The sequence below is a fragment of the Shimia sp. Alg240-R146 genome, from assembly GCF_947331465.1.
In the GTDB taxonomy this organism is placed as follows: domain Bacteria; phylum Pseudomonadota; class Alphaproteobacteria; order Rhodobacterales; family Rhodobacteraceae; genus Shimia.
Genome location: NZ_CAMZOK010000001.1, coordinates 49,250 through 72,722, shown reverse-complemented (window position 1 = coordinate 72,722; position 23,473 = coordinate 49,250). Strand labels below are relative to the sequence as shown.

Annotated in this window: 25 protein-coding genes; 13 read left to right on the top strand and 12 right to left on the bottom strand. The window is 57.9% G+C overall.

The window, feature by feature from the left end; genetic code table 11:
- Positions 1-61 precede the first annotated feature (61 nt).
- The 3 genes from dnaN to rpsT form a co-directional block, all read right to left on the bottom strand.
- A complete protein-coding gene (gene dnaN, locus PG871_RS00385; RefSeq protein WP_270725035.1) occupies positions 62-1,180 on the bottom strand; it encodes a DNA polymerase III subunit beta in 1,119 nt (372 codons plus the stop codon).
- A 174-nt stretch (positions 1,181-1,354) separates the two neighbouring features.
- Positions 1,355-2,716: a chromosomal replication initiator protein DnaA gene (gene dnaA, locus PG871_RS00380; protein WP_270725034.1), complete on the bottom strand. Its 1,362-nt coding sequence runs from the start codon at positions 2,714-2,716 to the stop codon at positions 1,355-1,357.
- A gap of 627 nt (positions 2,717-3,343) precedes the next feature.
- Positions 3,344-3,607 carry a 30S ribosomal protein S20 gene (rpsT, locus tag PG871_RS00375; RefSeq protein WP_270725033.1) on the bottom strand — a complete coding sequence of 88 codons (264 nt, stop codon included), beginning with the start codon at positions 3,605-3,607 and terminating at the stop codon, positions 3,344-3,346.
- A gap of 137 nt (positions 3,608-3,744) precedes the next feature.
- On the opposite strand from rpsT, the gene PG871_RS00370 reads away from it, so the two are divergent.
- Together PG871_RS00370 and PG871_RS00365 are read left to right on the top strand one after the other, a co-directional pair.
- Positions 3,745-4,728, top strand: coding sequence for a hypothetical protein (locus tag PG871_RS00370; protein WP_270725032.1), 984 nt, complete (start codon positions 3,745-3,747; stop codon positions 4,726-4,728).
- A complete protein-coding gene (locus tag PG871_RS00365) occupies positions 4,728-4,985 on the top strand; it encodes a YMGG-like glycine zipper-containing protein (RefSeq protein WP_270725031.1) in 258 nt (85 codons plus the stop codon). Before PG871_RS00370 ends, PG871_RS00365 begins: the two co-directional genes overlap by 1 nt.
- Before the next feature lie 63 nt (positions 4,986-5,048).
- Here PG871_RS00365 and PG871_RS00360 read toward each other — a convergent pair whose 3' ends face one another.
- Together PG871_RS00360 and mutM are read right to left on the bottom strand one after the other, a co-directional pair.
- A complete protein-coding gene (locus tag PG871_RS00360; RefSeq protein ID WP_270725030.1) occupies positions 5,049-5,825 on the bottom strand; it encodes an enoyl-CoA hydratase in 777 nt (258 codons plus the stop codon).
- Positions 5,826-5,888: 63 nt separating this feature from the next.
- A complete protein-coding gene (gene mutM, locus PG871_RS00355; RefSeq protein WP_270728630.1) occupies positions 5,889-6,740 on the bottom strand; it encodes a bifunctional DNA-formamidopyrimidine glycosylase/DNA-(apurinic or apyrimidinic site) lyase in 852 nt (283 codons plus the stop codon).
- 157 nt (positions 6,741-6,897) lie between these two features.
- Between mutM and ubiE the strand changes: the two genes are divergently transcribed.
- The 3 genes from ubiE to PG871_RS00340 all read left to right on the top strand — a co-directional run bounded on the left by ubiE (position 6,898) and on the right by PG871_RS00340 (position 9,876).
- Positions 6,898-7,647 carry a bifunctional demethylmenaquinone methyltransferase/2-methoxy-6-polyprenyl-1,4-benzoquinol methylase UbiE gene (gene ubiE, locus PG871_RS00350; RefSeq protein WP_270725029.1) on the top strand — a complete coding sequence of 250 codons (750 nt, stop codon included), beginning with the start codon at positions 6,898-6,900 and terminating at the stop codon, positions 7,645-7,647.
- Positions 7,644-9,176: a 2-polyprenylphenol 6-hydroxylase gene (gene ubiB / locus PG871_RS00345; protein WP_270728627.1), complete on the top strand. Its 1,533-nt coding sequence runs from the start codon at positions 7,644-7,646 to the stop codon at positions 9,174-9,176. Before ubiE ends, ubiB begins: the two co-directional genes overlap by 4 nt.
- A 364-nt stretch (positions 9,177-9,540) precedes the next feature.
- Positions 9,541-9,876 carry a CBU_0592 family membrane protein gene (locus tag PG871_RS00340; RefSeq protein WP_270725028.1) on the top strand — a complete coding sequence of 112 codons (336 nt, stop codon included), beginning with the start codon at positions 9,541-9,543 and terminating at the stop codon, positions 9,874-9,876.
- Between the two features lie 190 nt (positions 9,877-10,066).
- On the opposite strand, the gene dapA is transcribed toward PG871_RS00340, so the two are convergent.
- On the bottom strand, positions 10,067-10,942 hold the full coding sequence (dapA, locus tag PG871_RS00335) for a 4-hydroxy-tetrahydrodipicolinate synthase (protein WP_270725027.1): 876 nt from the start codon (positions 10,940-10,942) through the stop codon (positions 10,067-10,069).
- A 159-nt stretch (positions 10,943-11,101) separates the two neighbouring features.
- On the opposite strand from dapA, the gene PG871_RS00330 reads away from it, so the two are divergent.
- The gene (locus PG871_RS00330) at positions 11,102-13,054 is read left to right on the top strand and encodes a lytic transglycosylase domain-containing protein (protein WP_270725026.1); all 1,953 of its coding nucleotides are present in this window, start codon (positions 11,102-11,104) and stop codon (positions 13,052-13,054) included.
- On the opposite strand, the gene PG871_RS00325 is transcribed toward PG871_RS00330, so the two are convergent.
- Both PG871_RS00325 and mnmD read right to left on the bottom strand, forming a co-directional pair.
- Entirely contained in the window at positions 13,051-13,923 is an 873-nt protein-coding gene (locus PG871_RS00325; RefSeq protein WP_270725025.1) for a DMT family transporter, read from the bottom strand. The two genes, PG871_RS00330 and PG871_RS00325, sit on opposite strands and share 4 nt — an antisense overlap.
- Positions 13,920-14,597 (bottom strand): tRNA (5-methylaminomethyl-2-thiouridine)(34)-methyltransferase MnmD, encoded by a 678-nt coding sequence (gene mnmD, locus PG871_RS00320; protein WP_270725024.1) that lies wholly within the window; start codon positions 14,595-14,597, stop codon positions 13,920-13,922. Before mnmD ends, PG871_RS00325 begins: the two co-directional genes overlap by 4 nt.
- Before the next feature lie 58 nt (positions 14,598-14,655).
- Between mnmD and PG871_RS00315 the strand changes: the two genes are divergently transcribed.
- Positions 14,656-15,705 (top strand): NAD(P)/FAD-dependent oxidoreductase, encoded by a 1,050-nt coding sequence (locus PG871_RS00315; RefSeq protein ID WP_270725023.1) that lies wholly within the window; start codon positions 14,656-14,658, stop codon positions 15,703-15,705.
- A 3-nt stretch (positions 15,706-15,708) separates the two neighbouring features.
- Here PG871_RS00315 and PG871_RS00310 read toward each other — a convergent pair whose 3' ends face one another.
- The gene (locus PG871_RS00310; protein WP_270725022.1) at positions 15,709-16,512 is read right to left on the bottom strand and encodes an FAS1-like dehydratase domain-containing protein; all 804 of its coding nucleotides are present in this window, start codon (positions 16,510-16,512) and stop codon (positions 15,709-15,711) included.
- A 44-nt stretch (positions 16,513-16,556) separates the two neighbouring features.
- On the opposite strand from PG871_RS00310, the gene PG871_RS00305 reads away from it, so the two are divergent.
- Entirely contained in the window at positions 16,557-16,955 is a 399-nt protein-coding gene (locus tag PG871_RS00305; protein WP_270725021.1) for a VOC family protein, read from the top strand.
- A gap of 95 nt (positions 16,956-17,050) precedes the next feature.
- Here PG871_RS00305 and PG871_RS00300 read toward each other — a convergent pair whose 3' ends face one another.
- From PG871_RS00300 to PG871_RS00290, 3 genes are all read right to left on the bottom strand, one after another.
- Positions 17,051-17,590, bottom strand: coding sequence for an NADPH-dependent FMN reductase (locus tag PG871_RS00300; protein WP_270725020.1), 540 nt, complete (start codon positions 17,588-17,590; stop codon positions 17,051-17,053).
- Between the two features lie 90 nt (positions 17,591-17,680).
- A complete protein-coding gene (locus PG871_RS00295) occupies positions 17,681-18,334 on the bottom strand; it encodes an OmpA family protein (protein ID WP_270725019.1) in 654 nt (217 codons plus the stop codon).
- Between the two features lie 126 nt (positions 18,335-18,460).
- Entirely contained in the window at positions 18,461-19,318 is an 858-nt protein-coding gene (locus tag PG871_RS00290; RefSeq protein WP_270725018.1) for a bifunctional helix-turn-helix domain-containing protein/methylated-DNA--[protein]-cysteine S-methyltransferase, read from the bottom strand.
- A 141-nt stretch (positions 19,319-19,459) separates the two neighbouring features.
- Here PG871_RS00290 and PG871_RS00285 point away from each other — a divergent pair, with 141 nt between their 5' ends.
- From PG871_RS00285 to PG871_RS00265, 5 genes are all read left to right on the top strand, one after another.
- Complete coding sequence (locus PG871_RS00285; RefSeq protein WP_270725017.1) at positions 19,460-20,005, top strand: TetR/AcrR family transcriptional regulator; 546 nt, start codon at positions 19,460-19,462, stop codon at positions 20,003-20,005.
- Positions 20,002-20,850, top strand: coding sequence for a sterol desaturase family protein (locus PG871_RS00280; protein WP_270725016.1), 849 nt, complete (start codon positions 20,002-20,004; stop codon positions 20,848-20,850). The genes PG871_RS00285 and PG871_RS00280 overlap by 4 nt, the downstream gene beginning before the upstream one ends.
- Positions 20,851-20,938: 88 nt before the next feature.
- A complete protein-coding gene (locus PG871_RS00275; RefSeq protein ID WP_270725015.1) occupies positions 20,939-21,712 on the top strand; it encodes an ion transporter in 774 nt (257 codons plus the stop codon).
- 49 nt (positions 21,713-21,761) lie between these two features.
- Positions 21,762-22,406: an endonuclease III gene (gene nth, locus PG871_RS00270; protein ID WP_054004380.1), complete on the top strand. Its 645-nt coding sequence runs from the start codon at positions 21,762-21,764 to the stop codon at positions 22,404-22,406.
- The gene (locus PG871_RS00265) at positions 22,403-23,389 is read left to right on the top strand and encodes an adenosine kinase (protein WP_270725014.1); all 987 of its coding nucleotides are present in this window, start codon (positions 22,403-22,405) and stop codon (positions 23,387-23,389) included. Before nth ends, PG871_RS00265 begins: the two co-directional genes overlap by 4 nt.
- The last annotated feature ends 84 nt before the right edge of the window (positions 23,390-23,473 follow it).

Below are 23,473 nucleotides of genomic sequence, written 5' to 3'. Positions count from 1 at the left end.
AAGAGGGCCGGGCGACGCCCAGTCCGGGACCGGGCTATTTGGTTCGAAAAGTCGGTGTTGATCACACGCGCATCGGCATGACGACATAGACGGCACTGGCGTCGCTGCCTTCGCGCATCAGGGTCGGATCACCCGCCGAATTGAACATGAACACTGCGTTCTCGCGATCCACCTGAGAGGCGATCTCGAGCAGGTATTTCGCATTGAAGCCGATCTCAAGACGTTCGTCATTGTAGGCGACGGCGAGCTCTTCTTCGGCGGCACCGCTGTCAGGCGAGTTTACCGACAAGATCAGGCGGTCTTCATCAAGTTGCAGTTTGACAGCGCGCGACCGCTCTGAGGACACTGTCGCCACACGGTCCACGGCCTGCGCGAATTCAGTCGCATCCACCTCAAGCTTGCGGGTGTTGCCTTGTGGAATCACGCGGGTGTAGTCGGGGAAGGTGCCGTCGATAACTTTGGACGTCAGGGTGATGTTCGGCGTGGCAAAGCGTACTTTGGTTTCCGAAACGGACACCGCAATCTGCATGTCGTCGTCGTCCAGCAGTTTGCGCAGCTCGCCGACGGTCTTGCGTGGCACGATCACGCCGGGCATTTCCAGCGCGCCTTCTGGCAGATCGGCGTCAATGCGGGCCAGACGGTGACCATCGGTGGCCACAGCGCGCAGAACCTTGCCATCTTCGGAGTCCGAGATGTGCAGGTAGACGCCGTTCAAATAATAACGGGTTTCTTCGGTGGAGATCGCAAACTTAGATTTATCAAACAGGCGGCGCAGCACGGGGGCAGGGGCCGAGAAGTTTGAGGAATATTCAGAAGTCGCCATCACCGGGAAATCTTCGCGCGGCAGGGTGGCGAGCGAGAAGTTGGAGCGGCCAGCCTCAACTGTCAGTCGGCCGGAAGCGCCATCGTCGGTGAGGGTCACAAGCGCGCCATCGGGCAACTTGCGGACAATTTCGTGCAGCGTGGTCGCGGCCACAGTGGTCGCGCCGGCGCGTTCCACCATCGCGTTGGCCTTGTCCACAACCTCGATATCAAGGTCAGTGGCGCGGAATTGCGCGGTGTCGCCTTCGGCTTCGATCAGGACGTTGGCCAGGATCGGAATGGTGTTGCGGCGTTCTACAACCGACTGCGCCTGGCTGACGGCCTTGAGCAGCACGCTGCGTTCGATACTGATTTTCATCCCATCGTCCTCTCGATTGCCGGGAGGGGCACACTAGCGTGTTCCCCTTTTGGCGCAAGCATTTTTGCCTTTGTCTGTCACTTCGACAGAGGCGTCAAGGTTGTGGATACAATTGAAAACGCCGCGTCCCGAAAGACGCGGCGTTTTGATCACGGTCGCGGTGGAATCAGGCAGTTAGGCCTCAAGCGCGCGGCGCAACAGTTCCAAATCGTCGCTGATCTGGGCGTCCGCTGTGCGCAGCTCTTCAACACGTTTGACGCCGTGCATAACGGTGGTGTGGTCACGTCCGCCAAAGCGACGGCCGATCTCTGGCAAGGACCGCGAAGTCAACTGTTTGCAGAGATACATGGCAATCTGGCGCGGACGGGCAAAAGTGCGCACGCGTTTTGGGCCGATCATGTCGCTGAGGCGGATGTTGTAGTGCTCGGCCACCTTGCGTTGGATTTCCTCGACGGAGATCTTGCGCTCGGACGCGCGGAGCACGTCGGACAAGCAGTCCTGCGTCAGTTCCATAGTGATTTCGCGGCCCACAAGGGAGGCAAATGCGAAAAGGCGGGTCAAGGCGCCTTCAAGCACGCGCACGTTGGTCGAGATGCGGTGCGCGAGGAATTCCAGAACCCCGTCTGCCAGTTGCAGCCCGGGATATTGCGCGCGGTAGTTGTCGACCTTGGATTGCAGAATGCCGAGGCGCAGTTCGTAGTCAGTCGGGTGCAGATCCACGACAAGGCCACATTGCAGGCGGCTCTTGATGCGGTCTTCGAGGTCTTTGATTTCGCCCGGTGCGCGGTCGGCGGAAATGATGATCTGCTTGTTCTGATCCACCAGCGCGTTGAAGGTGTGGAAGAACTCTTCTTGCGTGCTGTCTTTGCCGGCGATGAATTGCACATCGTCCACCATCAGAACGTCCACAGAGCGGAACAGTTCCTTGAAGTCCATCATCTTGCGGTCGCGCAGGGCTTGTACAAAGCGGTACATGAATTGTTCGGCGGAGAGATAAAGCACGTTGAGATCGGGGCGCTGGGTTTGAAGCTCCCAAGCGATGGCGTGCATCAGGTGGGTTTTGCCAAGGCCGACGCCGCCATAAAGGAACAGCGGGTTAAAGGTGACGGGACCGCCTTCGGCAACACGGCGCGCGGCGGCATTGGCCAGTTCGTTGGGCTTGCCGACGATAAAGCTGTCAAAAGTGAAACGGGCGTCCAGAGGTGCACCGGTCATTTCCAGACCACGGGATTCGGCGGCGGGCGCAGCCGTTGGTGCGGCTTTGGCCGGAGAGGCCACGGGGCGTGCAGGCGTATTGGCGGCGACGGAAAACTTGATGCGCTGAACGGAATGGCCGGCGTTGGTCATCTGATTGAGAATCAGGTCGCCGTAGTTTTGCGACACATAATTTCCAATGAAATTGGTTGGGACGCTGAAAGTCGCGACGCCATCGGCAAGGTCGGAGAACTCGATCGGTTCAATCCAAGTCTTAAAGTTATTCTGGCCTACCGTTTTGAGTAGGTCTTGCCGCAGTGCGCCCCATTGTTCCTGTGTCATGTGTCCCCGTGTTCCTTCACCGTCGGGCCGGTTCCCCAGCCGCTTTCTTCGCATTTTTGCACGATGTCACAACGCATATGGTCGGCCCAAAGGCCGTATGGACACCAAAACCCATTGGTATCGGGGCGTCCCTACCCCAATCCGATTCCGGTCATCAAAGCGCAGCTGCGCTGGTCCACTAGGAACGGCAATACGCACACAAAAACCGCTCTGCCGACCCCAAATTCTAGGCCGGAGGTGCATCACGACTTTGTCGTGCGTGGCGGTGTGGCGTTCGTTCCCCCCAAGGCGATGTGACTCGCTGATCGAACCTAGCAAGTGCGCTGCGGACCGAGCAACTGATCTTCGAACTTGACTCGGGCTTTCACAAAAAAGAATCTATGAAGCCTTAGTCAACGCATTGAATTTGCATAGTTTTCCACAGGAAGTTCCAATAGACGATCGAGCGTCACGGGGCTTGTTTTTCTGGCAGGAGAAACAATTTCTAGCTGTGGATAAGATTCGTTTCCGGAGCCGCGCGGGTGCAGCATTTTTGTGCTGCAAATGCGTCGCACTTTTTGGCGCCGGGGTGGCAAGGCACCGCACCGGATGCGGAACCTCACAAAGTTATCTAAGCGCGTAAACGCCTTAGGCGATCGCTTTGACGCGCGCAGCAAGGCGCGACATTTTGCGGGACGCTGTATTTTTGTGGTAAACGCCTTTGGTCACACCACGCATCAGCTCTGGCTGAGCGGCGCGCAGAGCGGCGGTTGCGGCGTCTTTGTTGCCGGATTCGATTGCTTCTTCAACTTTACGCAGGTGCGTACGGATGCGCGAACGACGGGCTTTGTTAACTTCGAGACGGCGCTCGTTCTGACGGGCGCGTTTTTTTGCCTGGGGCGAATTTGCCATGATCTGTGACCTTTACTTGGTTCGGTGCGTTAGTGAATGCGTGCCACGTCCCGAACAGGGCCTCTCGTTCTTCGGAGAGAATCAGATCAAGCCAGAGCGGGCTGCACGCGCATGTATTGCGGCGTTCTTTAGATACAATGACGATGAAACACAAGCGTCATTCTTCAATGGGGCGAGCGTGCTTCCCAGAACTAAGCCGTCAGAAATTGGACAAAATCGGATGGTGGACTTACGGTGAATCCATTCCAACAAGCTTTTTAAGGAGTACTTTGATGCGGAAAATACTTGTTCTGCTCGGATTGACGTCGGTTCTCACGCTTTCTTTCGGGCAAAGTGAAGCAGCTGACAAAGGTGGTTGGCTAGAGGATCAGATTACAGGCTGTGAAGTCTTTAACGATGGGGCTTTGTCCGGTGATGAGGGTGTTTCTTGGAGTGGAGCCTGCAGCGATGGGAAAGCAATTGGGCGAGGGACCGCAATTTTTTGGGACGATGCCGGACTGGAAGGCAGATACGACGGAGACCTCAAGAGCGGTAAAGCAGAAGGTCACGGCACTGCGTGGGTTCGCAACGATGACGTTGGCGGGTTCGATCGGTATCAGGGGGAGTTTTCGGAGGGTGAACTGACGGGTGAAGTCACGATTACTTCGGCGGCAGGCTACGTATTTACCGGTTCTTTGAACGCGGATGGTTCCGGTGGGGAAGGCGACCTACAAACGCCGGAAGGTTGGCTGCTTCGGGGCAAAATCAAAGACGGGCAACCCATTGGGCCCGCGTTCGTTTACTACGAAACCGAAGAAGGTGAGCTGTACTTTGGCGATATAGAGGACAACGCTCGAAATGGATTTGGCATACTGATCAACGCAGATGAATCCAGTTATCTGGGAGATTTTGTTGACGGATTTCCGTCGGGTATGGGCGTCTATGAGGGCGCATCAGGGGATACTTTCGTCGGCCAATTTGAAACCGGAGCGCCAAACGGCACAGGCACGGCAACGGATGTAGAAGGGACCACATATCAAGGGCGGTTTATTGAAGGAGTGGCGGATGGTCTAATTCTTGTGACCAAACAAGATGGCAGCCAAAGCACGGAAACCTGGAAAGACGGAGGCAAAGTGGACTGATGCAGAGTCATGCAAAAACTATAGGTGGCGCAGTTGCGCTGATATCGCTGTTGGCTCTATCGGTGCCTGCAGACGCTGGATCTATTGGCAAAAAGGCCTTGCGAGGGGCAGTGGCAGGCGCTGTGATTGGTGAAATTACTGGCGGTGATCCGGGAAAAGGCGCGGCAATTGGAGCTTCGATTGGCGCCGTGTCCGGAATTGTCAAAAAGAACAAACGTCGAAACAACATAAAACGACGGGTTAAGCACCGCCGTTGATACAGATAAATGAAAATGGCCGCTCTGTCTGAGCGGCCATTTTCATTTAGGCTTTTGCTTAGCCTACTTGTCGCGAAACTGCGGCTGGCGCTTTTCGATGAAGGCGGTCATGCCCTCTTTCTGATCCTCAGTGGCGAACAGCGCATGAAAGGACCGGCGCTCAAACAGCAAACCTTCGGAGAGGGTGCTTTCAAAACTGCGGTTCACAGCTTCTTTGGCGGTGCGCGCGGCGATCATCGATTTTTCGGCGATCTTATGCGCTGCGGCGAGGGCTTCTTCCATCAGCTTTTTGGCTGGCACCACGCGGCTGACGAGGCCGGAGCGTTCTGCCTCTTCGGCGTCCATGAAGCGGCCGGTCAGGTTCATGTCCATCGACTTGGCCTTGCCCACCGCACGGGTCAGGCGCTGGCTGCCGCCGATACCGGCGATGACGCCGAGGTTGATTTCAGGTTGGCCGAATTTGGCGTTGTCCGCCGCGATGATGAAATCGCAGGCCATCGCCACTTCGCATCCGCCGCCTAGTGCATAGCCGGATACGGCGGCAATGATCGGCTTGCGGATGGTTTGGATCTCGTCGCCAAATGCGCCGAACAGATCCGACAGGTTCACGTCGGCAAAGCTCATCTCTGACATCTCTTTGATGTCGGCGCCGGCGGCGAAGGCTTTCTCGGAGCCGGTGAGCACAATGCAACGCACTTTGTCGTTGCTGTCCGCGTCTTTGAGGGCGGTCAAAACCTCACCGATGAGCTGTTGGTTCAGCGCGTTCAGGGCATCGGGGCGGTTGAGTTTGATGAGGGCCACGTGGTCCTCTACTTCGACGATGATCGTCTCAAAAGCCATGAGTGGTGCTTTCGTTGTTCCAGTCAGGAGTGATTCCTTACCATTTGCGGCAAACGGATCAAGTTATCTTTGGCATTGCGGGCAAAAGAAGGATGAGCGTCCTGATTGGGTGATTCGGCTGATTTCACCGCCACAATCGGGAGTCTTGCAGGGCTCGGCTTCGCGCCCGTAAACGTCGAAGCTGTGCTGAAAATATCCAAGTTCTCCATCAGCTTGACGGAAATCACGCAGTGACGAGCCGCCGGCGTCGATCGCGTCTGACAGAACTTCGCGGATGATCGGGACAAGGCTGCGCGTGCGCTTAGTGGAAAGTTTGCCTGCCTTACAAATGGGCGAAATGCGCGCGCGATAAAGCGCCTCACACACATAGATATTGCCCAAACCGGCAACAATGCGTTGGTCCAGCAGCGCGGATTTGATTGGGGTGTTGCGGCCGGCGAGTCGGTCAGCGAGGTAGGATTCGTTGAAATCGTTGCCCAAGGGCTCCGGCCCGATCTTGGCCAGCAATGGGTGCGCGTCCGCGGTGGCGGTGTCCAGAAGATCCATCGCGCCAAAACGGCGCGGATCGTTGAAGGTGACGCGTGCGCCGTTGTCCATGTCAAAAACAACGTGATCATGTTTCTGCGCAGGCGGGTGATCATGAACAAATTGCCCCAAAGGGTCGCCGGAAACCGTCATGCGGCCCGACATGCCAAGGTGAACAAGCAGAGTCTCGCCTGTATCGAGGTCCGCGAGGATGTATTTGGATCGGCGGCGCAGTTGGTTGACCGTGGCGCCCGTAATCCGGTCCGACATACGCTCCGGAAACGGCCAGCGCAGGTCGGGGCGGTTGACATGCGCCTGCGCAATCACTGCGCCTTCCATAGCCGGCGCAAGACCACGGCGGACGGTTTCGACTTCGGGCAGTTCAGGCATGACGTGGCTCGCAACATTGGTTACGCAGACTGTGGCGGGTAATTGGGTGGCGTTCAACCGCCCGACCGAAAGATCGACGCGGCCTCTCCTCAAACGCCGCATTGTGCCTTTTTCGCCAGAGGGATATGTAGAGTCGCGAACCACAAGGGACCGTGTGATGACCCAAGACAGCAACACCACGCATTTTGGCTTTGAAACTGTGCCGGAGTCGGAAAAAGCCGGCAAAGTTCAGGGCGTCTTTGGCTCTGTGGCGTCCAAATACGACGTGATGAACGATGTCATGTCGATGGGCATTCACCGCATCTGGAAAGATGCGATGATGGATTGGCTGGCGCCTCGCCCCGGTCAGAAGTTGCTTGATGTGGCCGGTGGCACGGGCGATGTGTCGTTCAAGTTTCTGGGCCGCGCAGGACATGGTCATGCCACGGTGTGCGATCTGACCGAACCCATGCTGGTTGAGGGTCGCAAGCGGGCTGAGGCGGCGCAGATGGCGGAGAGTCTGGACTGGGTCACGGGCGACGCGATGGCGCTGCCGTTTCAGGACAATACTTTTGACGTTTACACCATCAGCTTTGGCATTCGAAACGTGACCCGCCCGCAAGAGGCGCTGAATGAGGCCTATCGCGTGCTCAAACCCGGTGGCCGACTGATGGTGCTGGAATTCAGCCAGATCCCGAATGACATGATGCAGAAGGTCTATGACCTCTATTCGTTCAACATCATCCCCAAGATGGGGCAGATGATCGCGAATGACCGCGACAGTTATCAGTATCTGGTCGAGAGCATCCGCAAGTTCCCCGATCAGGAGACGTTTCTGGACATGGTGCGGCAGGCGGGTTTTGAGAACGCCAAATACCGCAACCTGACAATGGGCATCGCGGCGCTGCACTCGGGGTGGAAATTGTGAGGGGTCCTCACAACATCATCCGACTGATCCGCACGGGGGCCACGTTGGAGCGCTCCGGCGCAATGAAAGTGGTTCTGGACGCGTTTGAAGCGCCCAAGCTGATGCGGGTGGTGTTGCGCGGTTTGACCTGGCCGTTTCAATGGCTGGGCATCAAGGGCGATCCTGATGCGCCGCCTCTGCCGCGCGCGTTGACGGCGTTGGGTCCAGCTTACATCAAGTTTGGTCAGGTTTTGTCGACACGCCCCGATGTGGTGGGCGGCGATCTGGCCACCGAACTGCGGGTGTTACAGGACAAGCTGCCGCCGTTTGATATGGCGACCGCCAAAGCCGAAGTGCAAAGCGAACTGGGCCGGTCGGTCGATGAGATATTTTCCGAGTTTTCCGAGCCCGTTGCGGCGGCGTCGATTGCGCAGGTACACCGCGCGCGCTTGGCAGAGACCGGAGAAGAGGTTGCGGTGAAAATCCTGCGTCCGGGGGTCGAGAAGGCGTTTCGCAAGGACATCGATGCTTTCTATTTTGCGGCCAACACCATCGAATTCCTGTCACCGGGGTCGCGCCGCTTGCGGCCGCGCGATGTAATCGAGCATTTTGACAATGGCGTTTCCTCAGAGCTTGATCTGCGGATTGAAAGCGCCTCTGCCAGTGAATTTGCGGCCAATACCGTCAATGATCCCGGCTATCAGGTGCCTGCCATCATATGGGAGCATTCAGCCAAGCGGGTGATGACGCTGGGCTGGGCCGAGGGCACGCCGATTGGCGACAATGACGCCTTGGATGCGGCAGGGCATGATCGTCACGCGCTGGGCAATCGGGTGCTGGAGCTGTTTTTGAACCATGCGTTGCGGGACGGTTTTTTCCACGCTGACATGCATCAGGGCAATATGAAGGTCGCTGCAAATGGTGACATCATTGCCTATGATTTCGGGATCATGGGGCAGATCGACGAATACACCCGCCGAGTTTATGCCGAGATCCTTTTTGGGTTCATCCAGCGCGATTACAGACGTGTTGCCGAAGTGCATTTTGAGGCCGGTTATGTACCTGCCGATCAGGATGTGGACGAATTTGCCCGCGCGCTTCGCGCGGTGGGGGAGCCGATCTTTGGCATGGATGCGACCCGCATCTCGATGGGTCGTTTGCTAAGTTACCTGTTTGAGGTGACCGAGCGCTTTGGCATGGCCACGCGGACCGAGCTGATCCTGTTGCAACGCACAATGGTGGTGGTCGAGGGCGTGTCGCGCTCGCTGGATCCGCGGGTGAATATTTGGGATGTCGCCAAGCCTGTTGTGTCTTCCTATATCGAAAAAAGCATCGGCCCGCGGGCTGTGCTAGGTGATCTGGCCAAAACCGCACGGGTCCTAAGCCGCTTTGGTCCGCGTTTGCCGGGCATTGTGGAGGGCGTTCTGATGAAGCAGAACGAAACCCCGATGCGGCCGCGCGACAACTTCTGGCTTTGGATCGTGTTGACCGGTGGAAGCAGCGCTGTGGTTGGCGCAGTTGCAGCAGTTTGCGCGATTTGGCTGACCTGAACTCACATACCCGCCTTCAATTAAAGTGAGCGGGATGCCTGGCTTGGCTGCCAACTCTTGGCTTCTGAGCGCGCGGGTTTCCCTTCTGGACGTTCCGCGGGTGCGGCCTTTGTGTTGATTGCCCGCAAGACAGAAGCGTCGGGTGATTTGGTGGAAGTCGCCTATGAGCTCGCGCACTCACGCTTCGGTCATTTTTCTCCTCCGGAAAACCCTACTTTTCTTGTGAATTGGACCAAAAAGTAGGGCATTCCATACCAATTTTTCCCTTACAAAAAGGGGTGTTACGTTGGTTCTTACCCTGTTTGGGGTATGACGTGACGCCGGTCAGAACCTTAGGGTGTGGGTGCAAACAGGGAGAGGTTTTGTGTACGAGTTTTTAGATGTCCTGCGGCAACACCCGGACGCTTTGCAAAAGGTCGGTGTATGTGGATTTTCCCTCTACATTGTGGCGTTCACATGCTTGCAAACTGGCAAGGTCTGCGGCAACAGCGCGCTTTACACCGGACTTGTTGTTTGTGCGGCGTCTTGTGTTCTGATCAGTCTGGCCTCCGCCTTTAACCTTGCCGCCTTTTTGATCCAGTCAAGCTATGTCCTGATTGGTTTGTTCGGGCTCGGGAGGCGGTTTATGAAGTGGCGGTCGGATCGCGCGGCTGGACGGGCTCAGGTGTTCCCCCGCCATTCCGTCACGCCGGGGCACTGATGTTAAAGAGTGGTCTCTCCTGATCAGCGCTTTGTTGGCTCCCCATCAGGCACTGGCAGAAAAAGCCCCGACTTTGGTCGGGGCTTTTTTGATGTCGGATGTGATCGGTTGAAGTAGGCGAACGCGTTGCCGCCTGACGGCGGCAACAGTCTGTGTGTAAGGCCACGATGGCCCACGAGACCAGCGTGCCTTAGTTCAGCAGTCCCGCGTGACGCATGGCGTCATCCATTTTTGCTTTGGTGTCGTCTGACAAACCGGTCAGAGGCAGGCGGACCTCGTCAGAACACAGCCTCAGACGGGCCATGCCGTATTTTGCGCCAACCAAACCCGGTTCAGTAAAGACCGCCTGATGCAGAGGCATCAACTGGTCCTGAAGCTCCAGTGCTTTGGCGTAGTCGCCTTCCAGCGTGGCGGTTTGGAATTCTGCACACAGGCGCGGTGCGACGTTGGCGGTCACAGAGATGCAGCCGACGCCGCCGTGGGCGTTGAACCCGAGTGCTGTGGCGTCTTCGCCGGACAGTTGTACAAAATCCTTGCCGCAGGTGATGCGCTGTTGCGGAACGCGCGACAGATCACCGGTGGCGTCTTTCACGCCGACGATACGGGGCAGCTTCGCCAGCTCACCCATGGTGTCGGGCATCATGTCGACAACCGAGCGACCCGGAATGTTGTAAATGATGATCGGCAGGTCGCAGCAATCGTGGATGGCAGTGAAATGCGCAACCAGACCGCGCTGGGTTGGCTTGTTGTAATAAGGCGTGACCACGAGCAATGCATCGGCGCCAACTTTTTCGGCATGTTGCGCCAAACGGATGGCTTCGACGGTGTTGTTGCTGCCGGCGCCTGCAATAACCGGCACACGGCCAGCGGCGGCGCGCACGACCTCTTCGACCACGGCTTCGTGCTCTGCATGGGTCAGGGTGGGGCTTTCACCGGTGGTGCCCACAGGGACAAAGCCGTTGCTGCCTTCGCCGATATGCCATTCGACCAGCTTCTTCAGCGTTTCCAAATCCAGCTCGCCGTTCGTGAACGGCGTGACGAGTGCGGGGAAAGACCCTTTGAACATGACACGCTCCTTTTTTGCGTAGCTGGGCGGAAACGCCCGTTAGAAATCGCGCGGACCCTAGCGGTAAGTCGCTTGTTTGCCAAGATTGTGAGTTGTGGCAAATGGGTGCGCGTTTTATCGTGCGGGTTCTATCCGTTCTGGCATTGGAAAAAGCAAGCCATGTTGCGTTCTTTTCTGGCACTCTGTCTTGCGCTTGCAGCAAATTTTGCAGCGCCAAATCTGGCGCTTGCCGATCTTTCGGCGGCATTGGATGCGGTGCGCGCCCGTGATTGGGACAAGGCAAAGGCCGAAGTGCGCCGAGAGGATCAGATCGCGAAAGACATCGTGGAATGGCACCGATTGCGCGCGGGCAAGGGCCGGCCTGATGAGGTGCTGGCCTTTCTGCAGCGGCGTGGCGACTGGCCCGGTCTTCCCTATCTACGCAAGCAATCCGAAGAGGCGTTTTTTGGTGTCAGCCACGAAATGGCGATGTCGTTCTATGTGCACGGCAGCCCGCAAACCGCGCAAGGCGCGCTGACGCAGGCCGAGGTGTTGCAGGCCGCAGGTGAAGGTGGCGCAGCGCAGGCTGGCATTGTGCTGGCGTGGCGCACGATGGCGATGGATAGCGAGACGCAGGGCGTCTATCTGCAACGGCATGGCAAATTGCTGGCGGATCACCACACTGCGCGGCTGGACGCGATGTTGTGGAAAGGTTGGAAAGAAAACGCGCGACGGATGTACAAACATGTGCCGGGCGAGTGGATTGCGCTGTCGCAGGCGCGGATTGCCTTGCGGGATCGGGCGGCGGGTGTTGATGCGTTGATTACCGCGGTGCCTGACACGTTGCAGGATGACGCGGGACTGGCTTATGAGCGGTTTGTCTGGCGGCACCGCAAGGATCTGAACGATCGAGCGATCGAGCTTATTTTGGCGCGCTCCAAAGCAGGAACACTGGGCGAAGCTGATCGTTGGGCAACCCGTCGACGGTCTTTGGTGCGCAATCAGATGCGCGCGGGCAACTATCAGACGGCCTACGATCTGGCAGCGGTGCATGGCATGTCGCCTGATGCGGGGTATGGATTTTCCGATTGCGAGTGGCTCGCCGGCTATCTGGCATTGCGTTTTCTGAACAAGCCCGAGACGGCGGCGGCACATTTTGTCCGCTTTGCGCAATCGGTGGAGACACCGATTTCGCTGGGCCGTGCAGGATACTGGCTGGGCCGCGCCTATGAGGCGATGGGCGAGGTCGACACCGCGCGACAGGCCTATGTCGCCGGTGCGGCGCATCAGACGAGTTTTTATGGGCTTTTGGCGGCGGAAAAGGCCAACATGGCTGCTGATCCTGCGTTGCGCGGCGAAGAAACATTTTCCAACTGGCGTGAAGCGGCATGGACAACAACCAGCGTGCACAAAGCGGCGCGGATGTTGCTGGATGCCGGAGAGCTGTCATTGGCGGAGCGCTTCTGGCTGCATCTGACCGAAAGTCTTGACCGTCCGGCGTTGGGACAGATGGGCGAGATGGTGCAGGATTTGGGCCAACCGCACATCGCGGTGATGATGGGCAAGACCATTGTGAAACGCGGCATCACCTTGCCGGGCCCCTACTATCCGCTGCACCCGTTGGTGTCGCAGGACTTGCCGGTGGCGGATGAGTTGTCTCTGGCGATTGCGCGGCGCGAAAGCGAGTTTGACCCGGTTGTGGTCAGTCATGCAGGTGCACGCGGCTTGATGCAGCTGATGCCCGGCACTGCGCGGGACGTGGCGCGCGACATTGGTGAGGTTTACGTGATTGGCAATCTGACCGCAGACCCGGAATACAACGCGCGGCTTGGAAGCGCCTATCTGGCGGGATTGGCCGAGCAGTTTGACGGCAATATCATCATGATTTCCGCCGGATATAATGCAGGGCCGCATCGGCCCAAACGTTGGATGGCCAACAACGGCGACCCGCGCGGCGGCTCTGTCGAGGCGATGGTGGACTGGATCGAGATGATTCCGTTCAACGAGACGCGCAATTATGTGATGCGGGTGTCAGAAAGTCTGCCGGTTTATCGCGCGCGGCTGGGCAAAGCGGCTTTGCCAATGCCGTTTGGTCAAGAAATCACAGGCGGCACCATTCGGGTCATCCGTTAGGGTCGCTTACGCTGTTCCCGCCACCACGTGAACAGGCCTGCGCCGACCACCACCGACGCGCCGATGGCAACATTTGCCCGCAAAGTCTCGCCAAAGACGACCATGCCCAATGCAGCCGCAAAAGGTAGCTGCAGATAAGCAAATGGCTGCACCGCGCTGGCTTCGGCGGCTTCATAGGTTTTGATCAGCAACCAGTGGCCAAACACGCCAGAGACACAGAGCATCCCCATCCAAAGCCAGTCGCGGCTTGTCATCGGCTCCCAATAAAACACGCCGATTGCGGTCATCACGAGACAGCCGACGGTGCCGGTGTAAAACAGGCTGGTGGCAGAACTGTCGCCGCGCGACACATAGCGAGTCATCAGGCCATAAACGGCAAACATCAGCGCCCCCAGCAACGGAATCGCCGCCACAGGAGAAAACACGCCTGTACCGGGTTGCAGGATGATCATCACACCTAAGGCGCCGACGCCGATCGACGCCCAGCGCCGCCAGCCGACCTGCTCGCCCAGCACGGGGCCGGACAGCGCGGCAATCATCAGTGGAAAACAGATGAACACGGCATGTGTTTCGGTCAGGCCCAACAGGGTAAACGACAACACCGTAACGCAGATTTCCAGCGCAAGCAGCGCGCCGCGTACGGTTTGCAACACGGGAAATCGGCTGCGAACCACGCGGGCTAATCCGCCTTGCTGCCGCATGGCCAAGGCCACGACGAAGGCCGCAAAGAACCAATAGCGGATCATCACCACGAGATAGGTGTTGTAAGTTTCCGCCAAATGCCGTGAGAACCCGTCCTGCATCGCGAATACGAAGGTCGTCAGGCACATCAACAGTATGCCGCGCCGATTGTCTGCAACCACGGTCATGCGGGCGCCTTGAAGCAGGTGGTCATGTGGCGCTTGCGCCCAAATCCGGGGACGCGCGCTACTGAAAAACCCGCGTCCGCCAGGTTGCGGCGGACGAACCCGGCGGCTGTGTAAGTGGCTGCTGTGCCACTTGATGTGGTGTGGGCGCTGACTTGCGCCATCAGACTTGCATCCCAGAGTTCGGGGTTTTTGGCTGGCGAAAACCCGTCAAGAAACCACGCATCGGCGGCGAAACTCTCTGCCGCCAGCGTTTCGCGCGCATCACCAAGGATCACGCATGCGTTGATGCCTTTTAGCGTCGCGAGGGTCTTGTCTTCTTTCCACGCTGTGACCAAACGGTCTGCATAGCGCGCAACCTCCGGAAAGGCCGCAAGGGCGCGGGCCATCTCGTCTGCGGTCATCGGAAAAGCTTCAAAGCTGGTGAATGTCAGCGGGACGGTGTGACCCGCCTGCTCCCACGCCATCCATGCAGTCAATAGGTTCAACCCAGTGCCAAATCCCAATTCAGCGATGTGAAACCCGGGGGCAAACCGCGCAGGCAGGTCGTTGCCGGCCAGAAACACATGGCGCGTCTCGGCCAGCCCGTTCTCAAGGCTGAAATACGGGTCATCAAACCGGGTTGAGACCGGAATGGCCTGATCCCGCCAGTCCAATTCTGCGTGCTGGTCGCCCATGTCGGCATGCCTTATTGAGAGGTCAGATGAGCTTTGGGCGAAGGCAGGTGATTTGGCAATGGGTTTGGCAGCAGATGTGACGGTTGTTGGGGCGGGCGTGTTTGGCCTGGCCAGCGCTTGGGCCTGCGCGAAGCGCGGCGCAAGGGTGCGCGTTATCGATCGCACCGGCATTGCGGCGGGGTGCAGCGGCGGGGTTGTCGGCATGCTGTCGCCTCATGCACCCGAGCGGTGGAACGAGACCAAGGAATTCCAGTTTCAGAGCCTGATCAGCGCGGAGTCTTTTTGGCGCGAGGTTGAGGCCGTCGGGGGCGTGTCGACGGGATACGATCGTGTAGGGCGGTTGCAGCCGATAGACACGGACCGCGCGCTGGGTCTCGCACATGAAAGAACAGAAAGCGCGCGCACCTTCTGGCAGGGCAAGGCGCATTGGCGTGTTATTGAATCCTGTACGGCAGGCGATTGGGCACCTCAGACGACCAGCGGGTTGTTGATCGAAGACACGCTGAGCGCGCGATTGCATCCGCGCCGTGCTTGCGAGGCCTTGGTTGCAGCCATTCGCGCCAAAGGCGGCGTGGTGGAAGTCGGGGCGGCGATCGATCTGCAAGGGCAGGTGCTCTGGGCGACAGGCGTGGCTGGTTTGAAAGAGCTGAGCGAGGTCAAAGGCAAGACCGTGGGCAATGGCGTCAAGGGACAGGCGGCGGTTTTTGGACTGGACGCCGGTGGCGCACCGATCACTTCGGCGGGGGACGTTTTGGTCGTACCGCACGCGGACGGCACAGTGGCCGTTGGCTCTACGTCCGAGCGCGAATATGCGTCGGCCGACGCCACCGACGATTTGCTCGAGGAATTGATTGCGCGTGCCTGTGAGGTCTTCCCCATGCTGGCCACCGCACCTGTCATTGAGCGGTGGGCCAACCTGCGCCCGCGCGCCAAAAGCCGTGCACCGATGTTGGGCGCACATCCGTTGCACACTGACCAGTTTATCGCAAACGGAGGCTTCAAGATCGGCTTTGGTATGGCACCCGGCGTGGCTGAGGCAATGGCGGATCTGATGCTGGACGGCAAAGACGCTATCCCTGACCGGTTCCGACCTGAAGCCTCGCTTTGACAGTTATTCGGCCTTGGCGGTCATAATCTGCCGCCCGTCCGGACCGCGCACCCAACAAGTGCCGTCCCTTGCCCAACACAACGTTGCCGTTTCAATATGCATAAGCGGTGATACCGCACGAAATGTAAACCTCTTGAGCGTGCCGAGCTGGCGTTCGGCTATCAACATCAAGAGCTGTGCAAGCAGAGGGCCATGCACCACCAGCCCGCCATACCCTTCGACATCGCGCGCGTAATCAAGATCGTAGTGGATGCGATGCCCGTTGAAAGTCAGCGCCGAATAGCGAAACAACAGCGTGCTGTCGAAAGACCACGTTTCGGCAAACATTTCGTCGGTACGCGCCATAGGCACGGCAGGCATGGGCACGGTCGGGTCCGGGTCTTCGCGATAGACCAAATCCTGAGACTCACGTACACAAACCTTTCCGCCTTGCGTAACCTCATGACACAGGGTCACAAACGCCAAGGGTCCGGTTCGTCCCTGTTTGGTTGTTGCCGCCTTTAACGTTGTGTTTTTGGTGGCCAACTCACCGGCACACAGCGGTGAAAAGAACTCCAATTGCCCGCCGGCCCACATGCGGCGTGGCAATCCCATGTCGGGAATAATGCCGCCAACCTTCGGATGTCCATCACGACCCAACGCGGACGGCAGTTGAGCGTCCCAGAAATAAAGTTGGTGAAAAAACGGCAGCAGCGCGTCGCCCGCCGAAACCTCATCGTCCCGCCCCAGCGCGGTCAGAAACGCCTGCGCGCGGGCCGGATCCAGAACGTCGCTTTGACGCAAGGCTGCAGGGCTGTCATGGTTCATCACATCAGGCTAGCAGAGCCAATCCAACGCACAAGGGGCGGCGCGTGCCACAGGTTATATCTCTCGATCATCTGGTGCTAAGCGTGACCGACATTGCGCGCACAATCATCTTCTACACCGATGTTCTGGGCATGCAGGCCGAACAGTTCACGCCCGCAGACGGCAGCACGCGCTGGGCGCTGAAGTTTGGCGAGCAGAAGATCAACTTGCATCACGCATCAGCGCCATTTGCGCCGCACGCGGCAAAGGTGGCCTCAGGCACCGCAGATTTGTGTTTTCTGACCAATAGAGACGTCGCCGATTGGCAAGCCCACCTCGACACTTTGAGGGTTCCCATCGAGGACGGGCCAATCAAACGCACCGGTGCGCAGGGTCCGATCCTGTCGATTTACATCCGCGATCCGGACGGCAACCTGATTGAAATCGGCACGCCGACCAGCTGAACTTCCTTTGCCAAAAAAATCCCGGGGATGAATTGGCGCAGCCAAAAAGGGGCTGGCCCCTTAATGTGGTTCAGCCACGAGCTCGGAAGCCCCAGTCATGAGATCACGTCAGCTTTCAGAGCGTCCATCAATGCGGTGACCGAAGCCGCGGAACGATCGCTGACAAAGCGGCCATTGTCGTCAAAAGCCTTGCCGCTGTCAGCTATCCCGACTTCGGGGGCAAGCGCGATACGGGGACGAAATGCAACGAGGCAGGTTCGCAACATGGTTTGCGCTCGTACTCCACCCGCGCGGCCGGCGGCGGCGCTCATGATAGCGACGGGTTTTCCAACCAAAGGCTTCTCGGAATGGCGGCTGATCCAGTCGAGCGCGTTTTTCAGCACGCCGGTCACCGCCCCGTTGTATTCGGGAGTAGAGATCAGCACCGCGTCGGCCGCCGCTATTTGGCGCACCAGCATGTCCACCGAAGCCGGGATGCCATCGCTGTCCTCAAGATCACCGTCATAAAGCGGCAGGTTTAGATCTGCTTGTGCATAGGTGTCAGCGCCGTAAAGGCGGGCAGCTTCCCGCAGAAGGGCGGAATTGGTGGAGCCTGCGCGCAACGCGCCGGACAGGCCAAGCAAGGCATGGGGCATGAACGTTCCTGTTTTCTGTTCGCCCTTGATAAGTAACAACAAAGGCGCCGCTTACAAGCGACGCCTTTTCTTTTTCACCTTTCGCGCAGATCAGACTGCGTTGGGCAGGATCACGATTTCCACGCGACGGTTCTGGCGACGCCCTTCGTCGTCCAGATTGGACGCAATCGGTTGGTCTTCGCCGCGACCGATGGATTCGATGCGCCCGAACGGCACACCGCCATCCATCAGCACGTCAGCCACCGCATTGGAGCGGCGCTGCGACAGTCCCTGGTTATGGGCTGCGGAGCCGGTGTTGTCGGTGTGGCCAAGAATTTGCACGGTTGTATCAGGATAATTGTTCAGGCTGGTCGCGACTTTGAACAGATCGTCCTCAAGGCTGTAGCTCACGACATCGCTGTCGACCTCAAACAGAATGTCTTGCGGCATGGTCAGGATCAGTCGGTCGCCGGTGTTTTCGATGCGCACGTCGTCATCCAGCGTTTCGCGCAACTCCGCGGCTTGTTTGTCGAGTTGGTTGCCAATCAGTGCGCCTGCACCTGCGCCAATGGCGGCACCCACCAGCGGGTTGCCATCGGTGACAGCGGCGACACCGGCACCAAGGATGCCGCCAAAGATGGCGCCACTTTTGGTGTTGCGGTGGTCATCGCGGTCTTCCGCGCTGCCAGTGACATAGGCGGGATCGGTACAGGCGGTCAGCGCCACAAGCGACGCGCCGCACAGAGTCAGGGTAAATCTTTTCATCTCGTTGCCTCAAAATTGGTGCCGATTGTGTCGGCTTTTGCCAAATTTATAAGACATTGAGCCACGTGTCCCAAGGCTCTCGCGCGAATTGTAGGCGAAAACACGCCGACCGCCGCGCTTAAGCGGTCAAGCCTCGGCCCGCGCGGCCTCATAGGCCAACAGCGCACGTTTGACCGGTACGCCCCAATGATAGCCGCCCAATCCGCCGGATTTGCGCATTGCGCGGTGGCATGGGATCAGCCAGCTTACCGGATTGCGCCCCACCGCAGTGCCCACGGCCCTCACAGCACGCGGATTGCCAATGGCGCGGGCGATTTCCGAATAGGTGGTGACTTCACCTGACGGGATACGCATCAGGGCTTCCCAGACTTTTATCTGCAGGCTGGTGCCGATCATATAGACGGGCACTTTGTCCAGATCGCCTGTTTCAGCCTGAAACGCAGCCAGAACCCACGGGCGCAGGAACATCGGGTCCTCGACGAAAATGGCGTTGGGCCAACGCGACGCAAGATCTTCCATCGCCGCCTCTTCGCCCATCTCGGCGGCAAAACCGATACCACACAAGCCTTTGTCGGTACCCATCACCAAGGCAAGGCCAAACGGGCTGTCAAACCATCCCCAATAGATGGTGAGCCCTGCACCCTTGCGGGCGTATTCGCCGGGGCTCATGGCTTCCCACCGCAGGAAGAGATCGTGCAAGCGACCCGATCCTGACAAACCCACAGAGCCTGCAGTTTCCAATGTTGTGAAATGGTCGCGCAGCAGCACTTTGGCGTGGCCAAGGGTCAGGTATTGCTGAAATTTTTTTGGGCTGACGCCGCTCCATTTGGTAAAGAGTCGCTGGAAATGCGCGGGGCTCATGCCCATTTCGCGGGCCAGATCATCAAGCGACAGACCTTCGCCGCCTTCGGCGCTGTGCGCGTCGATCAGCTCAATCGCGCGGCGCATGACGTTGTAATGATAGCCTTCGCTCATGTCGTTCATGACAGCTCTCCTTTGATGTCAAAGTAGAGCTTGCGGATGCTTCGATCGACCCGAATCTTGCGGATTTTCTAGTTTTGACATTGAAGTCTCAATTGAGACACTTATGTCTCATTCAGACACAAGGCCTTGTTGGAGGATTTGATGATTGAGAAAACTATAGAAGCTATTCTGGACGCGGCGTTTTCAGTTTTTGAGGATGCACCAACAGCGACGTTGGCCGATGTCGCATTAGAGGCCGGCGTGGGCCGCGCGACATTGCATCGCCATTTCAGTGGTCGGGATGAGCTAATGAGCGCCTTGGCCATGCAGGCCATGCGCGAACTCGACGAGGCGTTTGAGGCGGCGGCGACTGATGCTGAAAGCTACACCGACGCGTTGCGTTTGGGGCTCTCGGCGATGATTCCATTGGCAAACAGAGCGCGGTTTCTGGAAGCCGGACCAGTCGCGGACACGCCACAATTGGCGGCGGAGTCCAAACGTCAAAGGGCGGAGATGATTGCCGCCATTGATCAGGCCAAATCCGAAGGTGGCTTTGCCGCGTATGTCCCCAGCCCCTGGATTGCCGAAAGTTTCGATGCGTTGCTTTATGCGGCTTGGGAAATGGTCAAAACCGGAGAGGCCACACACAAGCAAGCCGCCGATTTGGCTTGGCGCACACTGACAATTGGTGTGGGAGGCGCAAAATGACTCCTGACAGTTTTATGGAACTGGCCGGACAAATTGATGATGTGTTTTTCGTCATCGGTGCTGCGATCCTGTTGATTGAACTTGCCGAGGCATGGTTCAAAGGATCGCTCAAAGGCAAAACTCTGCTGGAAATGATCGCCAGCGCCAGCACACAGATCCCTTATTTGCTGGTCGAGGTTGTCCTGATGACCGGCGCTTATGCCGCGCTCTATGTGGTCAGTTTTGAATTTGTGCCGTGGTCAATCCCCACGACATGGCCGTGGCTTCTGGTGGCGCTCTTGCTGGCGGATTTTACCTATTATTGGGAACACCGCATTGCGCATCAGGTACGGCTGTTGTGGACACAGCACGCGGTGCATCATTCCAGCCGCGACTATAACATCGTGACCGCCGTGCGGTTTGGACCGCTCGAAAGCCTTTGGTCGCTGATCATGCACATCCCGCTGGTTCTGATCGGGTTCAGCCCGGATGTGGTGCTGGGCAGCGTGATCGTGGTGCTGGGCTATCAAACGTGGTTGCACACGGAACTGATTGGCAAACTGGGGCCGCTTGAGTGGGTTTTGAACACCCCTAGCCATCATCGGGTACACCACGGCAGCGATGCCAAGTACCTGGACAAAAACTATGCGGGCATTCTGATCATCTGGGATGGAATGTTTGGCAGTTTTCAGGTTGAGGAAGAACGTCCGCGCTACGGGCTGACCACTGATTTTGATAGCCAGAAACCTGTGAAGGTCTGGTTCTCTGAGATCCCCGGACTATGGCGCGATGTCAAAAACGCCAAGACCGGGCGCGAGCTGCGAGGTCGATTGTTTGGCCCGCCTGGGTGGAAACCTGATCCCTGAAGCAGCGAATATCAGGTGCGCGTCTTGCGAAAGGACGCGCGCCTCACATATGAAGTCCTCAAGAGTGCCGCGCAAAAAGAGGGATCGCATGGACCTGAGAAACAAGATCGGCGCGTTCATCGACCGCCCAGCATTCAGCAACTTCATCCTTGGTGTGATCCTGTTCAACGCAGTGATTTTGGGTATGGAGACGTCCAAACCGATCATGGCGGCGATTGGGCCTGTGTTGCTTGTTCTGGACGACATTTGTTTGGCGATTTTTGTCGTCGAGATTTTGGCGAAGTTTTACGTGCACCGCGGTCAGTTTTTCAAAAACGGCTGGAACCTGTTTGATCTGGTGATTGTCAGCGTTGCGCTGGTGCCGTCTGGTGGCGGTTTGTCCGTCTTGAGGGCGCTCCGCATCCTGCGCTTGTTGCGCGTTGTGTCGGTTGCGCCGTCGTTGCGGCGCGTGATTGAAGGGCTGCTAAACGCGCTTCCGGGCATGGGTTCCGTGTTTCTGCTGATGGCGCTGATATTCTATATCGGCGCAGTTATGGCGACCAAATTGTTCGCCGCCTCTTTCCCGCAATGGTTTGGCACGTTGGGCAGTTCAGGCTACTCGCTGTTTCAGATCATGACACTGGAAAGCTGGTCGATGGGCATCGTTCGTCCCGTGATGGAGGTCTATCCCTATGCGTGGATGTTCTTTGTGCCGTTCATTCTGTTGACGACATTTGTGGTGCTCAACCTTGTGGTTGGTCTGGTGGTGAATTCTATGCAGGACGCGCACCATGTCGAAGCCGAAGAAGAGACCGGAAACTACCGTGACGAAGTTCTGACGCGGCTTGATAAGATTGAGGCGATGCTGAAAGACAAGGTGTGACGCGGCCGCAAGCTTGCGCGATGCGGGCCCTCATGCTTTAGAAACACCTATGGCAAAGCAACTTGACTATCATACGATCCGAGAGATTTTCACCCGGTTTGAAGCCGCAGAGGCCGAGCCCAAGGGCGAACTGGACCACGTCAACGTCTATACGTTGGTCGTTGCAGTCGCCTTGTCGGCGCAGGCCACAGATGTTGGGGTGAATCGCGCAACCAAAGATCTGTTCAAGGTGGCGGACACACCGCAGAAGATGCTTGATCTTGGTGAAGAGCAACTGATTGAGCACATCAAAACCATTGGCCTTTATCGCAACAAAGCCAAGAACGTGATGAAGCTGAGCAAGATCTTAGCGGAAGACTACGATGGCGAGGTGCCCAATTCCCGCGCGGCGCTGGAAAGCCTGCCGGGTGTCGGGCGCAAGACCGCCAATGTTGTGCTCAACATGTGGTGGAACTATCCGGCACAGGCTGTGGACACGCATATCTATCGCTTTGGCAACCGGTCGGGCGTGTGTCCGGGCAAGGATGTGGTCGCCGTGGAACGTGCGATTGAAGACAATATCCCTGTAGACTTTCAACAGCACGCGCATCATTGGATGATCCTGCACGGACGCTATGTCTGCAAGGCGCGCAAACCCATGTGTGGCAATTGCCTAATTCGCGATCTCTGTCAGTTCGAGGACAAAAATTTATGAAACAATATCAGGTTGTCGGCATCGGCAACGCCATCGTCGACGTCATCAGCCAATCCGATGACAGCTTTCTGGATCTGATGGGGATTCAGAAAGGCATCATGCAACTGGTGGAAAAAGAGCGTGGCGAAATGCTGTATGCCGGCATGACCAACCGTACGCAGGCGCCGGGTGGATCGGTGGCGAATACGGTTGCCGGATTGGGCGCCTTGGGTCTTTCGACGGCTTTTATCGGACGGGTGCACGATGACGCGCTTGGCCAGTTTTACGCCAAAGAAATGCAAGCCGATGGCACAGATTTTGTGAACCCGCCGGTTGCGGGTGGCGATCTGCCGACATCACGCTCGATGATCTTTGTTTCACCCGACGGAGAGCGGTCGATGAACACCTATCTTGGGATTTCTTCTGAGGTGGGGCCGGAAGATGTGTCCGACGATGTGGCAGGTCAGGCGCAGTTGCTGTTTCTTGAGGGCTATCTTTACGACAAACCCAAAGGCAAAGAGGCGTTTGAACGCGCGGCCAAACTGTGCCGCGATGGCGGCGGCAAAGCGGGCATTGCGCTGTCTGATCCTTTCTGCGTCGAGCGTCACCGCGACGACTTCCGGCGGCTGGTGAAAGAGCTGGATTTTGTGATCGGAAATGAGCACGAATGGGCGTCGTTGTATCAGACCGACCTGACCGCGGCTTTGGAACAGGCTGCGCGGGATTGTGGCATGGTGGTGTGCACCCGTTCAGGCAAAGACGTGGTCCTGCTGTCCGGCGATGAGGAAGTCAGAGTGGCCGTCAATGAGATCGTGCCGGTCGATGCCACTGGGGCGGGTGATCAGTTTGCGTGCGGATTCCTTTACGGCGTGGCGACGGGGCAAAGCCTTGAGACAGCCGGGCGAATGGGCTGTGTTGCAGCCGCCGAAGTGATCAGCCATTACGGCGCGCGTCCTGAAGTGGACGTCAAAGAGCTGTTCCGCAAAGAGGCGTTGTTGGGTTAACCCAGCAACTGCTGCGCGGTGGCGCCTTTGGGGACAACAGCGCAGCTGTAGTTTCCAAAGGGGCGCGAGCGTTCGCGAGCTAAA

Bases quoted from the DNA above. Each gene is read 5' to 3' on its own strand.
- dnaN (WP_270725035.1), bottom strand. From the start codon at position 1,180: ATGAAAATCAGTATCGAACGCAGCGTGCTGCTCAAGGCCGTCAGCCAG.
- dnaA (WP_270725034.1), bottom strand. From the start codon at position 2,716: ATGACACAGGAACAATGGGGCGCACTGCGGCAAGACCTACTCAAAACG.
- rpsT (WP_270725033.1), bottom strand. From the start codon at position 3,607: ATGGCAAATTCGCCCCAGGCAAAAAAACGCGCCCGTCAGAACGAGCGC.
- PG871_RS00370 (WP_270725032.1), top strand. From the start codon at position 3,745: ATGACGATGAAACACAAGCGTCATTCTTCAATGGGGCGAGCGTGCTTC.
- PG871_RS00365 (WP_270725031.1), top strand. From the start codon at position 4,728: ATGCAGAGTCATGCAAAAACTATAGGTGGCGCAGTTGCGCTGATATCG.
- PG871_RS00360 (WP_270725030.1), bottom strand. From the start codon at position 5,825: ATGGCTTTTGAGACGATCATCGTCGAAGTAGAGGACCACGTGGCCCTC.
- mutM (WP_270728630.1), bottom strand. From the start codon at position 6,740: ATGCCTGAACTGCCCGAAGTCGAAACCGTCCGCCGTGGTCTTGCGCCG.
- ubiE (WP_270725029.1), top strand. From the start codon at position 6,898: ATGACCCAAGACAGCAACACCACGCATTTTGGCTTTGAAACTGTGCCG.
- dapA (WP_270725027.1), bottom strand. From the start codon at position 10,942: ATGTTCAAAGGGTCTTTCCCCGCACTCGTCACGCCGTTCACGAACGGC.
- PG871_RS00330 (WP_270725026.1), top strand. From the start codon at position 11,102: ATGTTGCGTTCTTTTCTGGCACTCTGTCTTGCGCTTGCAGCAAATTTT.
- PG871_RS00325 (WP_270725025.1), bottom strand. From the start codon at position 13,923: ATGACCGTGGTTGCAGACAATCGGCGCGGCATACTGTTGATGTGCCTG.
- mnmD (WP_270725024.1), bottom strand. From the start codon at position 14,597: ATGGGCGACCAGCACGCAGAATTGGACTGGCGGGATCAGGCCATTCCG.
- PG871_RS00315 (WP_270725023.1), top strand. From the start codon at position 14,656: ATGGGTTTGGCAGCAGATGTGACGGTTGTTGGGGCGGGCGTGTTTGGC.
- PG871_RS00310 (WP_270725022.1), bottom strand. From the start codon at position 16,512: ATGAACCATGACAGCCCTGCAGCCTTGCGTCAAAGCGACGTTCTGGAT.
- PG871_RS00300 (WP_270725020.1), bottom strand. From the start codon at position 17,590: ATGCCCCATGCCTTGCTTGGCCTGTCCGGCGCGTTGCGCGCAGGCTCC.
- PG871_RS00295 (WP_270725019.1), bottom strand. From the start codon at position 18,334: ATGAAAAGATTTACCCTGACTCTGTGCGGCGCGTCGCTTGTGGCGCTG.
- PG871_RS00290 (WP_270725018.1), bottom strand. From the start codon at position 19,318: ATGAACGACATGAGCGAAGGCTATCATTACAACGTCATGCGCCGCGCG.
- PG871_RS00285 (WP_270725017.1), top strand. From the start codon at position 19,460: ATGATTGAGAAAACTATAGAAGCTATTCTGGACGCGGCGTTTTCAGTT.
- PG871_RS00280 (WP_270725016.1), top strand. From the start codon at position 20,002: ATGACTCCTGACAGTTTTATGGAACTGGCCGGACAAATTGATGATGTG.
- PG871_RS00275 (WP_270725015.1), top strand. From the start codon at position 20,939: ATGGACCTGAGAAACAAGATCGGCGCGTTCATCGACCGCCCAGCATTC.
- nth (WP_054004380.1), top strand. From the start codon at position 21,762: ATGGCAAAGCAACTTGACTATCATACGATCCGAGAGATTTTCACCCGG.
- PG871_RS00265 (WP_270725014.1), top strand. From the start codon at position 22,403: ATGAAACAATATCAGGTTGTCGGCATCGGCAACGCCATCGTCGACGTC.